We start from the raw sequence: 13,061 nt of genomic DNA, 5'->3' as shown, positions 1-13,061 counted from the left end.
GATGAAAAAGGCGGCGTTGTGGCTGCTGCTGTGCGTCAGCGGACAAGGGCTGGCGGCGTCCGGCTCCTGGTCGGACACACAGCGCGGCGTAACGCTGCAAAACCGTGGCGTGATGGCCTTGTCGGCGGCGCTGGCGGCGGGCGAGAGTTCCCCCGTACGGCAGCGTGCCTCGGCGACCATCACTACTGTCAGTTGGAAATATGAACTGATGGGGCCACGTCCGGCGGGGCTTCAGGTCCAATTGTGTAACACGATGAACCGCTGCGTGGCGCTCGACGGCGACAGCGGCCAGACACGTTCTTTTTACGGTCAGGCGGCCAGTTCGCCGATGCGGCTTATTTACTTCGTGCCTGGCAAAGGGGCGATGAATCCGCCGTTACGCGTTCTCAGCAATCAGGTGATTGTGAATTATCAGTAGGTTTATCCATCAATCCTGTCGCTGTCTCTCCTTTCCCCATCGCCCGCAGGAATCGCTGCTGGGCAATCAAAATCTCTTTCAATGAAACGCAGTGATAGGTCACGCCGTGGTGCTGTGTGACTTGAGCGATAATGTCCGAAAGAGCCGGATAATGCCGGTGGTTCCAGTTGGGGAAAATGTGGTGTGTCAGGTGACGGTTGAGTTCGCCCATCCAGTATGACAGCCAGCGCGGAGAAGGCACCCAGTCGATGGTGGTCGCGAAAACGTGGCGATAGCGGCCGTGTTGGAAATGCCCGTCTTCAGGGACTTCATAAAACGTCCCCATCGCCCAGTGCGAGCCTAAAATCAGCACAACAAAAATCAGCGAAGAGAGCATCTGTCCGGCTAAATAACACCATAGCAGCTTGTCGCCGCCGATACCCTGCTGGCGCAAAATCCAGTAGGGGAGCGCCAGTGCCAGCAGCAGATGCAGCGTTTTGGCCGTCAGAAACAGCCCCCAGCCGCGCATGCCCTGATGGCGCATTTTTGGCTGCACGCGGGTTTTACCAGCGCGGTCGATCCAGTCAAAAAACCAGATGATGCAAGGAAATGTCAGCGCCGCGACAAAAGGCCAGTAATATTGCTGCGCCTGCATAAAACTTTTAATCCGCTGGAAAGGCGTCTGGCGCAGCACGCCGTTTTCCTCGATATCGAGATCGTAACCCTGCACATTCAGGTGCGCGTGATGACATTCCACATGGCGCACCCGCCAGCAGTCGGCGTCCAGCCCCAGCGGAATACAAATCACAAAGTTCAGCGCGCGGTTCGCCCATGCCTGACGGAAAAACGCGTTGTGCGAGGCATCGTGCACGGCATTGATGGCCAGCAACATGGCAGTAAAAATAAACGCAAAATAACCGCAGGCAAAAATGACGGGTTCACCGCTCAACAGGGCTGTGGTGTAAAACAGCCCGCACAGCGCGATCAGGCACAGCAGTTTGCCGATCATCCAGCCATCGGCAAACCGGTGATCGTGACGTTGCAGCAGATACTGATTTGCCGCTTTGGTCAGGTCGCGATGCAGCGCCAGATCGTCGCGTTGCTGATAGGTCGGCGCGGTCATTTCTGACTCCACGGGCCTGAACTTTCGGCTGTGCGCAAATCCTCACCGTTGCCCATTTTGCGCAGAAAATCCTGCTGTTCGCGCAGCAACTGGCGATAGCCGATACAGCGATAATTCAGCCCGTGTTCAGTGGCAAGCGCGGCAATGATCTTCGCCAGCGCCGGATAATGCCGGTGATGCCAGCCCGGAAACAGATGGTGCGTCAGATGCAGGTTGAGCATCCCGAACCATTTTTCCAGCCACAGCGGCGAAGGGTGCCAGTCGCAGGCGGTGGCGAAATTATGCTTATACCAGCCCTGCGGCATTTTGCCTGCGGCGGGCGCTTCATAAAATTCCGCCTGCGCCCAGTGTGTCCCCAGCAGCAGAAATACCACGAAGGTGGAGGCGATCATCTGGCTGACCAGATAGCTGGCAATCACCACGCCTGTGCCGATGCCGTGGGCATGGGCGACGAACAGTGGAACGACCAGCACCAGTAATAAATGCAGAAGCTTAAACCCGGCGAAAATCACCCAGCCGCGTCTGCCGGGCAGCGCATCAGTCAGCTTTAAAGGGGTTTTGCCCATTCGGTCCGACCAGTCAAAAATCCACGCGATATAAGGCAGGGACAACGCGGCAATCAGTGGCCAGTATAGATGCTGAAAGCGCATGTGCGGGCGATGTTGCTGGTACGGGCTCTGGCGGAAGATACCGTTTTCCTGCGTATCCAGATCGTAATGTTCGACGTTGGCGTAGCGGTGGTGGAACTCTACGTGGCGGACCCGCCAGTAATCCGGGTCGACACCCAGCGGCAACGTGACCAGACGGCTGATGATTCGGTTGGCGCGCGTGCTGCGTAAAAAGACATTGTGCGAGGCATCGTGATTGACGTTGACGTTCAGCAGCATACCCATCAGCACGAACAGCAGATATCCGCCGAAGAATCCCCAGCCGGTGTGCTGCGTGAGGCAAATGATGTAGCCCGCCACGCACCACAACGACAGTGCGAGGGCTTTCACCAGGCTGACTCCGTCGGCGTAGCGGTGGTCGCCGTGATCTTTCAGATATGCCTGCGCCTGAATGTTCAGCGCGCGGTGAAACGCCTGTTCTCCATCGGGCATAAACAGCGGCATTGCGGGTAATTTATTCACAGGCGGGCACCTGCGCCTGACGGCGTCCGAACCCAAGCGCCAGACTGATGCCGTGGAGGGTGATGAACGGCATCAGCCAGATCCAAAACGTTTCGTGCCAGCGCAGGCCAATCAGGAAAATCGCGGAGAGCGCTACGGTTATCAGCAGCCACGCCGTTACGCCCCACTTGCGGCCTTCGGCGATACCGCCCAGCGCCAGCGTTCCGGCCATCAGTAACAGGAATAATGTAATCTGCGGCCATGTGGTGCCGTGATAGCCGTAACCATATTGCCAAACGTAGCCGACAACCAGTGAGAACAGCAGCATGGCGCCTGTCAGCAGGCTGGCAGTGGCGCAGCGGAACTGCGGTGGTTTGGGCTGATAGCGGAAAGGTAATTTCAGATACTGAAAGAACGGCTGATTGCTGGCCCAGAAGGGATTCTGCGGATGCGGCTGCTTGCCGGAACCGTAGCTGAAATCTTCCTCCGGCAGTCCCGGCCAGAACGTGCCGAACATCTTGTCCCAGAAAATAAAGGTGCCGCCGCAGTTTTTATCCGCATAGAAACGGTCATTCACGTGATGAACACGGTGGTGCGAAGGCGTAACAAAAATCTTTTCGAGGAACCCGAGATTGCCGGTCAGGGCGTTGTGGTTAAACAGCTGCACAGAGTAATGCAATAGCGATACGGCGATAAAAACCGACAGCGGGACACCGACGATCGCCAGCACCATAAAGAACGGAATTGAGGTCAGCGACGAATACCAGGAATTGCGCACGCCGAGCGACAGGTTAAAGTGCTCCCCCTGATGATGCACCACGTGAACCGCCCACAGCGGGCCGAACTTGTGGTGCAGACGGTGCAGCCAGTAGAAGCCGAAATCCCAGGCCAGAAGGGCGAAAATCCACACCAGCGGCGCCGGCCAGCTGCTCACCCAGTTCAGGCTGAAATGGGTGACCACCAGCCCGTAACAAAAAATCTCCAGCCCGCGAAACAGCCAAAGCACCACATGCCCGGAGTTAAGATTAAACATGACGTCCCGCCAGTTCACCGGCTCTTTACGCAAGTACTGCAACAGGCATGCTTCGCCCAGCACGACCGCCAGCATAAAAACGATCGGAATGATTAAATCAACCATGAGCGCTTTCCTTTTGACCGGAACGGGAGACAAACATTAACCGCCAGAGCAGTGCGCCGACGCTGAGCGCCAGGGCTGTGCCGCTGAGCAAATCGACAAACAGATGACGACGTAGTTGCAAAATGGAGAAGGCGATAGCCAGAGACCACAGCACGTAAGCGCAGGTTTTCCACCGGGTGCTGCTGACGGCCCAGACAGCCAGCACCGTCAGCGCCATATGCAGCGAGGGCAAACAGTTCTGGGTCGAATCCGCGTCCGCTAACCGGGTAAGCAGCCGCCCGCTAAGGGTATTCTGCGTAAACGCGGGATAAGCCATTGTCGTCGGCCAGAGCATATAGACAACGCCCGCTAACAGCGCGGTAACCATCATCGAATTACGCAACCAGCGCAGCCGGTGAGCCGGGCAGGTCAGATAGGCCAGAGGAATGATCAGAAAGAATGACAGATACAGCCAGATACCGGCCGGGCTGAATGGGATCGCCCGGTCAATGAAGGAGGGCATCAGTATTATACCGGGTTGCTGAAAAGTGTCGGTCAGCTGATACACCACGCCGACGGTGCCCCAGCCAACCAGCATGTGCCACAAACGGTTAACCATGAGCGGCATCCTCCCGGCGCATGATGCGGCGCTTTTTGTGCATAAAATCCGCAGGAATATCGCCCGCCTGCAGTGTCCACCGTAGCTGTGAAACATCCACGGCCTGTAGACTGAAATGCCGCTCCAGCTGCGTTTTGCATTCCTCAAGTTCGGCCTGACTGCATTCGCCCTGCAACAACAGCGAGACGCTGCCACGCTGCGTCAGCCGGTAATCTGCGGTCAGCGGCAGGGCATTGGCGATAACCCGGTTGCAGACGTCGGCAAAAATCGTCTTTGGCTTCGCGTCATTGCCGGGCAACGCCAGCCCGTCATCGCAGCGGCCTTCGATGCGTTCAAGCGACATCGTGACGCGACCACATCCGCACGGCTGCCCGCGTTTGACCAGCACATCATCCAGCCGATAACGCACGATGGGTTGAGTATGGCGGGTAAAATCGGTAATCACCGGGATGAAACGATTATCGTCGATCCACTCCGGTTCAATGTGAATAAATTCCTCGTTCAGGTGCAGCGTTCCCTGCTCGCAGGTGGCGGCAAGAAAGCCTTCAGTCGCCTGATACACCTCACCGACCTGCGGGAAAACCTGCTCCAGCAGCTGGCGATCCTGAGCCGTTAACACTTCGGCGACCGAGATGACTTTGCTGACATTGAGCCTGAGTTCCTCATTCAGCACCGCCAGCGCTAACTGTCGCAGGACCTGTGCCGGGGCGACAATAATGGTCGGCGTGAACTTTTCCAGCCGCAGCATTTGCGGATGAAAAGAGGAGAATAAATCGAAGAATTCCAGGCTCAGCCAGCGGTTATTGACGCTGTGATAAAGATTATTGTCCGCGCGTAAAAACATCGCGACGCGCTCACCGCGGCGTAATCCCTGTGGCAACATTTTTGCCAGCATACCACCGGCCCAGACCTGCTGTTCGTGCGGGCTGACGACAAAAATTCCGCGCTGTCCCGACGTCCCCGAAGAGAGCCCGACGCTGAATCCTTCAATTTGCGGCGTAAAATACCGGTCACGTTCCGCCCGCTGTGCGCAGGCGAGTAAAGTGTCTTTCTTCAGACCCGCCGTGTTCATCTGATCGAAATTTGCCATCATCAGCGCTTTGTTCATTTGCGGCCACTGACTGAACGGCAGCGTGGCACAGGCTGAGAACCACGGACTCTGTGAGAGCGTTTTACGGGCGAACTGACGCAGTTTCTTTTGTTGCCACGCGAGCAGTTTTTCGCGGCTGTGAAACCTGAGCCTGCGGGTGCGCAGATAGTGCCAGAGGGTTTTCAGCGGGATCATAAATCGCCTTCGTGACACAGGTGGATCTTCACGTTGCCACCGAGATGCAGCTGATGCAGGCGGTTAAGAGTCTGGTAATACGCCACGCTGTTGTCCATCACCAGATGCGCCATGCGCGACGGGCCGCGCAGAGATTCATAACTTTTCGGCGACCACGCGGCGTCACTGGCCAGCAGTTCCCAGCCGGAATCAGTGAGCACAAACGCGCCGATATGTCCGGCGGCGTGGCCTGGCAAAGGCACCAGAATAATTTCATCACCGCTGCCCGGAAGTCGGTAGCCGCGCTCAAAAGGTGCGAGCTCAGCGGGCAGGGCGGTTTCCTCGAAAGCCTCCATCCACTGCAAACCGGTTTCGAAATCGTCCGGGATTAACCCCGGCACAAAGGCGTTTCTCAGGGCAGCAACACCGCGCAGTTTACGCGAGCGGATCCACCCGTCCATGCTGCTTATTGACGGTACACCGCTGAAATCACGCAGCCCGGCGATGTGGTCGCCGTGGAAATGCGAGATAATCAGCGCCGTGATATCGGCGGGCAAAATCCCCTGACTCGCCAGCTGGCGGAACAGCGCATCCTTTGAGTCGAAATGCACCGGCGTGGTGGCGCGGTACAGGCTGAGAATTCCTTTGGTGTAGTGCTCGAAATGATCGGCATAGCCGGTATCCCATAGCCAGCGCTTGCCCCTGGCTTCTAACAACCATGCACGGGCAGGAAATTTACACACCCGCCACCCGGCACCTTTTAGCGCCATGCAGCCGGGGTGAAGGCAGTAGCCGACTTCAAAAGCGGTGAGTTTAGCCAAGGTGCAGTCCCTTATTTTGCCGCATTGCCTGAGCCGTCAGCGCGATGCCCTGTTCCATGGAATACACCGGCCGATAATTCAGTTCATTTATCGCACGGGTCTGGCTGAGTGTCATATCAAAATTTACCGCACCTACGCTGTAGCGGGTCAGTAGCGGTTCAATGTGTCGCACTTTCGCCAGCAGCTCCATCCCTGCCGCCACGCCGTAAAGCAGCGGATAAGACACCGGTTTAATGGTGAAGCGGATATTCAGCTGTTCGCGCAACAGCTGATGCAGCATCTCTTTGAGCTGCTCCGGCTGCTGATTGGTAATGTTATAAGCCGCCGCCAGAGGAAGATTCTCTTGTGTCGTTGCCTGCCACATCGCCTCCACCACATTGAGCGTAAACGTCAGATCCAGCAGCGTTTCACCACCGCGCGGCAGGCGCAGCACACCTTTGTTCATGCGGATTTGCCCAATAACGCGGGGGATGATCACCCGGTCATGAGCGCCAAATAAACCGCGTGGCCGTAAAACAGTAAAGCGGGTGGCAGGGAATTGCTGCTGGCGCTGCGTGATGCAGCCTTCGGCCAGGAACTTACTGCGGGCGTAATGATTGGCGAAGCGTTTGGCGCTATAGCTTTCGTCGATATCCGCGTGATGTTTGAAATCAAAATAGATGGCCGGGGTGGAAATATGCACGAAGCGCGGCACACCGGCTTGTCCGGCGGCGAGCGCCAGCCGGTCGGTGACATCCACATTGGTACGCATAAAGGCTGCCGCATTACCCCACGGCGAAGACTTTGCCGCACAATGCCAAACGGCGTCGCATCCCCGCACCAATGAAGTCAATTCTGCCAGGGTGGCATGGTCGAGATCGAAGAAGCGGAAATTCGCCCCTGCGACGCTCAGCAGTTTACCGGTCACCAGATCGCGACCCGCTGCCACCACCTCATGCCCCTGGCTCAGTAGCCATTCAACGGCATTTCGCCCCAGTCCGCTGGTGGATCCCGTGACTAAAATTTTCATGGGAGTAACACCATACCGCCGAGGGTTAATCCGGCCGCAGTGCCCACCAGCGCCACCGGTTTACCCGGCGTAAAGCGTTGATGGGTGATGGCGTAATGCAAAGCGGTAGGAATGGAAGCTGACACCTGATTTCCGTGATGCCGGTAGATATCGACCAGCACGTCTTCAGGCACCTTGAGACGACGGCGCATGTGCTCAAGGGAAACCTGACTGGCCTGGTGCGGGACAATGGTCGCGAGATCAGCCATTTCGCAATCTGCCGCGGTCAATAATCTGGCCCAGTACTCTTCGATAAGGGAGGCTGCCAGCCGGAACAGGCGTTTGCCATCCATGTGGAATAAGAAATCTTTGTCGTCGATCCCCGCACGAGGATTACGACGAGTGCCGCCTGCGCGGATGTGGCAAAGGTCAATTCCGGCGGGGTAGGTTTCCATCAGGCAGGAGAGAATGCCGCTGCGGCCGTCTCCCTTTTCTACGATAGCGCATGCCGCGCCGTCACCGAGAATAATCGACGATTCTTCATGCGCCCAGTTGATACCGCGCGAAGCAAGTTCCGCACTGACAATGGCGATGCGACGATAGGCACCGGTATTGAGTAAGCCCGCCGCGACCTGTAACGCCGAGATAAAGCTGACGCAGCTGGCGTTGACATCAAAGGTGCTGATGCCCTCGCGAAGTGGCGACGCTTTCAGCACGTGCGCCGCACTGTATGGCAGCGCCTGCACTGGAATGGCTGAGGCGAAAATCAGTAAATCGACCGAGTCCGCCGGGATATTGCCGCGGCGCAGTGCGTCGGTGATGGCTTCCGCCGCAAGCTCAACCTGCGAGGCGCGATCGTCACCGTGGAAACGGTGTTCAACGCCCGAACGCTGTTCCACATAACCGGCGGATTTACCGAGACGTATATCCAGCTCTGCCGAGGTGATTTTCAGCGGTGGTAACGCCGCACCCGAGGAGATAATTTTCAGTGGTACCAGCAATGGTGAAACAGGTGAAGTCCTGACAATATCCACATATATCCTTATGCATTTTTTAATTTTTTGTCCGGGGAAAGGGTGCGTCTCACCGGGCGGATGTATTGGATATATTACCTGTTTTAGCAATGCGGGGGGAGTTGAGGACACTTAAAGAGTTGTTTAAGAAATCAAACTGAAGTTCAGGCAGGGACAAACCATGCTGATTTGATCCCTGGCCCGTGTAAGCGGCAGCTCACGATGAAGGGCGGAAGGGATTTATCCTTCTATTCTGCCCATCACCGATGCACCCACCAACCCGCCTTCCGTGAGGAATTTTCCCGGTATTAACAGCGGTGCAGCGTAACGGTGTAATACCCGCTCGCGCAACGCGAGGTCTAATGCCGCGATCAGTTCTGTCGCTGACGCCAGTCCCCCGCCAGCAATAATCTTTGAAGGGCCGAGAATATTCACCAGCAGGGCCAGCGGTTCTGCGACCAGCTGGAGCCAGGCGCGGACGGTGAGCCCGCATGTGCTGTCACCCGCCTGCCAGCCGGTGACGATCTCCAGACTCGATGCTGCGCGCTGGTGAAAATGCTGATGCAGCCGTTCCATACCGCGTGCAGCGCCGAGCTTATCGAGACAGCCGGTCTGACCGCAGGCGCATTTCAGGCGCGGAACGAGGTAGGTTTTCCCTTCAATATTCAGTTCCGTGCGGGTGATGGCACCGTGTCCCCACTCGCCGGTGACGCCGCCGTGGCCGCGGACTAACTGGCCGTTGATGACCAGACCGCCACCGACACCGGTGCCGAGAATAATTGCGACGACGATCGGCTGATGTTGCGCATTTCCGGCGTGCGCTTCCGCCAAAGCAAAACAGTCGGCGTCGTTGGCGGCGGTCACCGGACGGTTCAGCGCCGTACTTAAATCTTTTGCCAGCGAGCGGCCAGTGAACGCCGGAATATTGGTTGCCAGCAGTTCACCGGTTTGCGGAGACACCAGCCCGGCAGTGGAAATCGCCAGCGGGGTAGAGGAAGGTAAATCCGCGCCATACAGGGTAATAAAATTTTGCATGGCGGCAACGAACGCATCCCACGAGGCGACGGGCGTCGGAACTTTGCCGCACTCTTCCACCTCGCCTGAAGCACGTGAAACACCAAATTTAATAAAAGAACCGCCGATATCGGCACAAAAAACCGCAGAGCTCATGAGCGTGTGTCCAGTAAATCTCGCAGTCCGTCGCCCAGTACGTTAAAACCAAGCACGGTCAGCATAATGGCCAGACCGGGGAACAGCGAAAGGTAAATATTGATGCCGAGAAAGTTTCGGCCATCGCTCATCATGGTACCCCATTCCGGCATCGGCGGTTGCACACCCAGACCGAGAAACGACAAGCTGGCAGCGGCGAGAATAACGGTGCCGGCGGTCAGCGTCGATTGCACGATAATCGGGCCAATGGCGTTGCGCAAAATGTAATGGACGATGATGCGATAGTTCGATAAACCCAGCGCCTGCGCGGCTTCGACATACTCCATTTGCTTTAAACCGAGCGTCAGATTACGGCTCAGGCGCGCATAAACCGGAATGGCAAACAGGGAAATGGCGATCAGCAGATTCACCAGCCCGCCGCCAAGGATACTGACCACCAGAATGGCCAGCACGATGCCCGGAAACGCGAACAGCATATCCATAAACCACATAATAATCATGTCGGTATAGCGTCCCGCCATTCCGGCAATAATCCCCAGCGGAATACCGACAATCATCGCCAGCCCGACGCTGAGCACCACTTCGATAATCGAGATCCTCGCGCCGTAAATCACGCGGGCGAAAATATCGCGGCCATAATCGTCGGTGCCGAACCAGTGGCTGGCATCCGGGGCGAGCAGGGTATCGATGAGATCCTGCGCGTAGGGATCATGACGGGTTATCAGCGGCGCGAAGAGTCCCGCCAGCACGATCAGGCTGACAATAAGCCCGCCGAGCGTCACCGCAGGATGACGCCAGAACCAGCGGAACAACCGCAGCGTGCGCGGTTTGCGACGGGGTAATTGCGTGATAATGGCTGACATTAATCGAACCTTATTTTTGGATTCAGGAAGGCAATCAGTAATTCGCCCAGCAGGTTCATCACCACCACGCCGCAGACCGCCACCAGTGCGACGCCCTGAATGACCGGGTAATCACGATAGCGCACGGAATCCACCAGCAGGCGGCCAATGCCCGGCCAGTTAAAGACCGATTCGGTAACCACCGCGCCGCCAATCAGGCTGCCGAAATTTAGTGCGACGATAGTGACAATCGGGATCAGCGCGTTGCGAAAGGCGTGGCTGCAATAGACGGTGGTGGCAGACAGTCCCTTGGCACGTGCGGTGCGAATGTAATCTTCCGAGAGCACATCGAGCATGCTCGAACGCGTCATGCGCGCCATCACCGCCATCGGTAAAACCGCCAGCGTGACCGAGGGCAGAATGTAACTTTTCCACGACGTCGCTCCGAGCAGTGGCAGCCAGCCAAGATTGACCGAGAAGGTGTTCATCGCCATCAGCCCCAGCCAGAAGTTGGCGATGGATGCACCGGCTATCGCCAGTAACATCACGCCAAAATCCGGCCAGCGGTTACGGTAAACCGCGCCTATCATGCCTGCTGGAACACCCACCGCCACCGCCAGAAAATAGGCCAGCACTGCCAGCATCAGCGTATACGGCAGACGTTCGCCGATTTCCTGTGTGACCGGTTGCTGCGACTGCAACGATACGCCGAGATTGCCGTGCAACACGTCACCGGCAAAGTGCAGGTATTGTGTCACTATCGGCTGGTCCAGCCCGAGGCGGACGCGCATGGCATCGACCGCTTCCTGCGTTGCTTCGGGCCCGGCCATCAGACGTGCCGGATCACCGGGCAGCGCGCGGATGGACACAAAAATCAGCATCGATACCCCGATCAGAATGATCGGGAAGGCGATGAGTTTTTTGGCAAGATAGGCTTTCATGGCGCTTTTCCAGTGTAAATGCCGCTGTTATTTTTTCTGTGCATCTTTCACCACAATCTGACCACCCGGGATCATGGTGACGCCAGAAATATTGGTGCCGGTGGCGTACAAATCATTCTGGTAATACAGCAGCACTTGCGGCGCCTGCTGGTTAATCTCTTTCTGCGCCTCAACATAAATGGCGTTGCGGGCCTTTTCATCCAGCGTCGAAGCAGCTTTGTCTAACATTTCATCCAGCTTCGGATCGCTGAAGAAGCCCAGATTGGCACCGCCCGGTGCAAAGCTTTTGCTGTAATACAGCGGACGCAGCTGGAGATCCGCGCCGTTTGCACCGGATGACCAGGACGCCAGTACCGCGCCGGTGTTATCCGCTTTTTTCCCGGCCTGATCGGCGAAGGCGGCTTTGGTCCACACGCCACTTTCCATGATGCGCACGTCCAGTTTCACGCCGATTTTCGCCCACATACTTTGCAGTACCTGGCCGATGCGCGCGTCCTGCCCCTGCACGGCAATCGACATCGTAAACCCATCGGCCACACCCGCTTCTTTCAGTAATGCTTTGGCTTTGGCCAGATCCAGCGGATACGGGTTCAGCGTTTTGTCATAGCCTGCGGTGACCGGCGCCAGAGGGGAGTTGGCAGGTTGCGCGAAGCCGGACATGATGGCGCGTACCAGCCCGTCGCGGTCGGTGGCATAGTTCAGCGCCTGACGGACACGGACGTCGCTAAGCGGTTTGAGATCGGCATTCAGCGCCACCCAGAAGACGGAGGCTCCCGGACTTTCATGCAGGGCAAACTTCGGATTGTTTTTCAGCACTTTGGCAAATTGTGGCGGCACCGGGTTGATCACGTCGGTTTCACCGGCCTGAAGCGCCATGTTCATGACCGAAGGTTCGGCGCTCCACGTCCATTTGATGTCATCCGGCCCGGCGGCTTTATCGCCCCAGTAGCCCGGATATTTTTGTTCCAACACGAATTCGCCGGTTTTGTACTGCACCATTTTGTAAGGACCGGTGCCGACCGCCTTGCTGTCGAGCGTGCCGGTTTTATCCGCCGCCGGGCTGACCATCAGACAAGCGCCGGTAGTGAGTAAATTCAGGAAGGCCGGGTACGGTTTTTTTAATTTGAAGACGACGGTCGAGTCGTCGGTTTTGGTGACGCTCTCCAGGAAAGTTCGCAGACGTCCGCTGGCCGCCAGACCACGTTTGGTATCGAGGTGGCGGGCAAAGTTGGCGACCACGGCGTCGGCGTTAAACGGGGTGCCATCATGGAAGGTGACGCCGCTGCGCAATTTGAATGTCCACACCAGACCGCTTTCATCGCTGCTCCATGAGGTCGCCAGCGCCGCTTCCGGTTTCAGTTGCGGCGACATGCGCAGCAGGCCTTCGTACATCGGATCCAATACCGTGCCGGTGAAGGTGGCGGTTTGGTTGCCCGGATCCATGCTGCGCGGCGCTTCGTTTTGCATCACGTTCAGCGTGGCGGCGAAAACCGGCAGCGAAAACGCGGCGAGAAGGGCGCTGCTCAGCAACGATAACTGCACGGGACGCCGGATGTAACGGGTAATCTTCATGTTCTGCCCTCTGCGTGGAAATCGGATTAAGTGGCTCTGGTGATGTCAGCCTGATGAATAAAACAGCGGTATTCATTACATGACA

General features: G+C 57.2%; 13 protein-coding genes. 1 reads left to right on the top strand and 12 read right to left on the bottom strand.

Annotation, left to right across the window (positions count from 1 at the left end):
• Position 1: 1 nt before the first annotated feature.
• Complete coding sequence (locus tag TU92_RS02345) at positions 2–418, top strand: flagellar protein FlhE (RefSeq protein ID WP_112164364.1); 417 nt, start codon at positions 2–4, stop codon at positions 416–418.
• On the opposite strand, the gene TU92_RS02340 is transcribed toward TU92_RS02345, so the two are convergent.
• The 12 genes from TU92_RS02340 to TU92_RS02285 all read right to left on the bottom strand — a co-directional run bounded on the left by TU92_RS02340 (position 387) and on the right by TU92_RS02285 (position 12,976).
• The gene (locus TU92_RS02340; protein ID WP_112164363.1) at positions 387–1,520 is read right to left on the bottom strand and encodes a fatty acid desaturase family protein; all 1,134 of its coding nucleotides are present in this window, start codon (positions 1,518–1,520) and stop codon (positions 387–389) included. The genes TU92_RS02345 and TU92_RS02340 overlap by 32 nt on opposite strands.
• A complete protein-coding gene (locus tag TU92_RS02335; protein WP_112164502.1) occupies positions 1,517–2,632 on the bottom strand; it encodes a fatty acid desaturase family protein in 1,116 nt (371 codons plus the stop codon). Before TU92_RS02335 ends, TU92_RS02340 begins: the two co-directional genes overlap by 4 nt.
• A gap of 10 nt (positions 2,633–2,642) precedes the next feature.
• Positions 2,643–3,767 (bottom strand): sterol desaturase family protein, encoded by a 1,125-nt coding sequence (locus TU92_RS02330; RefSeq protein WP_112164362.1) that lies wholly within the window; start codon positions 3,765–3,767, stop codon positions 2,643–2,645.
• On the bottom strand, positions 3,760–4,374 hold the full coding sequence (locus tag TU92_RS02325; RefSeq protein WP_112164361.1) for a phosphatase PAP2 family protein: 615 nt from the start codon (positions 4,372–4,374) through the stop codon (positions 3,760–3,762). The genes TU92_RS02330 and TU92_RS02325 overlap by 8 nt, the downstream gene beginning before the upstream one ends.
• Positions 4,358–5,650, bottom strand: a complete 1,293-nt coding sequence (locus tag TU92_RS02320) for a F390 synthetase-related protein (protein ID WP_112164360.1) — start codon at positions 5,648–5,650, stop codon at positions 4,358–4,360. Before TU92_RS02320 ends, TU92_RS02325 begins: the two co-directional genes overlap by 17 nt.
• A complete protein-coding gene (locus TU92_RS02315; RefSeq protein ID WP_112164359.1) occupies positions 5,647–6,450 on the bottom strand; it encodes an MBL fold metallo-hydrolase in 804 nt (267 codons plus the stop codon). The genes TU92_RS02320 and TU92_RS02315 overlap by 4 nt, the downstream gene beginning before the upstream one ends.
• Positions 6,443–7,459, bottom strand: coding sequence for an NAD-dependent epimerase/dehydratase family protein (locus TU92_RS02310; RefSeq protein ID WP_112164358.1), 1,017 nt, complete (start codon positions 7,457–7,459; stop codon positions 6,443–6,445). Before TU92_RS02310 ends, TU92_RS02315 begins: the two co-directional genes overlap by 8 nt.
• Positions 7,456–8,466, bottom strand: a complete 1,011-nt coding sequence (locus tag TU92_RS02305; RefSeq protein ID WP_244207747.1) for a 3-oxoacyl-[acyl-carrier-protein] synthase III C-terminal domain-containing protein — start codon at positions 8,464–8,466, stop codon at positions 7,456–7,458. The genes TU92_RS02310 and TU92_RS02305 overlap by 4 nt, the downstream gene beginning before the upstream one ends.
• Before the next feature lie 225 nt (positions 8,467–8,691).
• Entirely contained in the window at positions 8,692–9,621 is a 930-nt protein-coding gene (locus TU92_RS02300) for an ROK family protein (protein WP_112164357.1), read from the bottom strand.
• The gene (locus TU92_RS02295; protein ID WP_112164356.1) at positions 9,618–10,484 is read right to left on the bottom strand and encodes an ABC transporter permease; all 867 of its coding nucleotides are present in this window, start codon (positions 10,482–10,484) and stop codon (positions 9,618–9,620) included. The genes TU92_RS02300 and TU92_RS02295 overlap by 4 nt, the downstream gene beginning before the upstream one ends.
• Positions 10,484–11,404, bottom strand: coding sequence for an ABC transporter permease (locus tag TU92_RS02290; protein WP_112164355.1), 921 nt, complete (start codon positions 11,402–11,404; stop codon positions 10,484–10,486). Before TU92_RS02290 ends, TU92_RS02295 begins: the two co-directional genes overlap by 1 nt.
• Before the next feature lie 27 nt (positions 11,405–11,431).
• Complete coding sequence (locus tag TU92_RS02285) at positions 11,432–12,976, bottom strand: ABC transporter substrate-binding protein (RefSeq protein ID WP_112164354.1); 1,545 nt, start codon at positions 12,974–12,976, stop codon at positions 11,432–11,434.
• Positions 12,977–13,061: the final 85 nt, after the last annotated feature.

This window comes from Rahnella inusitata, from assembly GCF_003263515.1.
Lineage (GTDB): Bacteria > Pseudomonadota > Gammaproteobacteria > Enterobacterales > Enterobacteriaceae > Rahnella > Rahnella inusitata.
This window is presented reverse-complemented; position numbering and strand designations above follow the sequence as displayed.

Bases quoted from the DNA above. Each gene is read 5' to 3' on its own strand.
- TU92_RS02300 (WP_112164357.1), bottom strand. From the start codon at position 9,621: ATGAGCTCTGCGGTTTTTTGTGCCGATATCGGCGGTTCTTTTATTAAA.
- TU92_RS02310 (WP_112164358.1), bottom strand. From the start codon at position 7,459: ATGAAAATTTTAGTCACGGGATCCACCAGCGGACTGGGGCGAAATGCC.
- TU92_RS02335 (WP_112164502.1), bottom strand. From the start codon at position 2,632: ATGCCGCTGTTTATGCCCGATGGAGAACAGGCGTTTCACCGCGCGCTG.
- TU92_RS02320 (WP_112164360.1), bottom strand. From the start codon at position 5,650: ATGATCCCGCTGAAAACCCTCTGGCACTATCTGCGCACCCGCAGGCTC.
- TU92_RS02340 (WP_112164363.1), bottom strand. From the start codon at position 1,520: ATGACCGCGCCGACCTATCAGCAACGCGACGATCTGGCGCTGCATCGC.
- TU92_RS02295 (WP_112164356.1), bottom strand. From the start codon at position 10,484: ATGTCAGCCATTATCACGCAATTACCCCGTCGCAAACCGCGCACGCTG.
- TU92_RS02345 (WP_112164364.1), top strand. From the start codon at position 2: ATGAAAAAGGCGGCGTTGTGGCTGCTGCTGTGCGTCAGCGGACAAGGG.
- TU92_RS02285 (WP_112164354.1), bottom strand. From the start codon at position 12,976: ATGAAGATTACCCGTTACATCCGGCGTCCCGTGCAGTTATCGTTGCTG.
- TU92_RS02325 (WP_112164361.1), bottom strand. From the start codon at position 4,374: ATGCCGCTCATGGTTAACCGTTTGTGGCACATGCTGGTTGGCTGGGGC.
- TU92_RS02290 (WP_112164355.1), bottom strand. From the start codon at position 11,404: ATGAAAGCCTATCTTGCCAAAAAACTCATCGCCTTCCCGATCATTCTG.
- TU92_RS02330 (WP_112164362.1), bottom strand. From the start codon at position 3,767: ATGGTTGATTTAATCATTCCGATCGTTTTTATGCTGGCGGTCGTGCTG.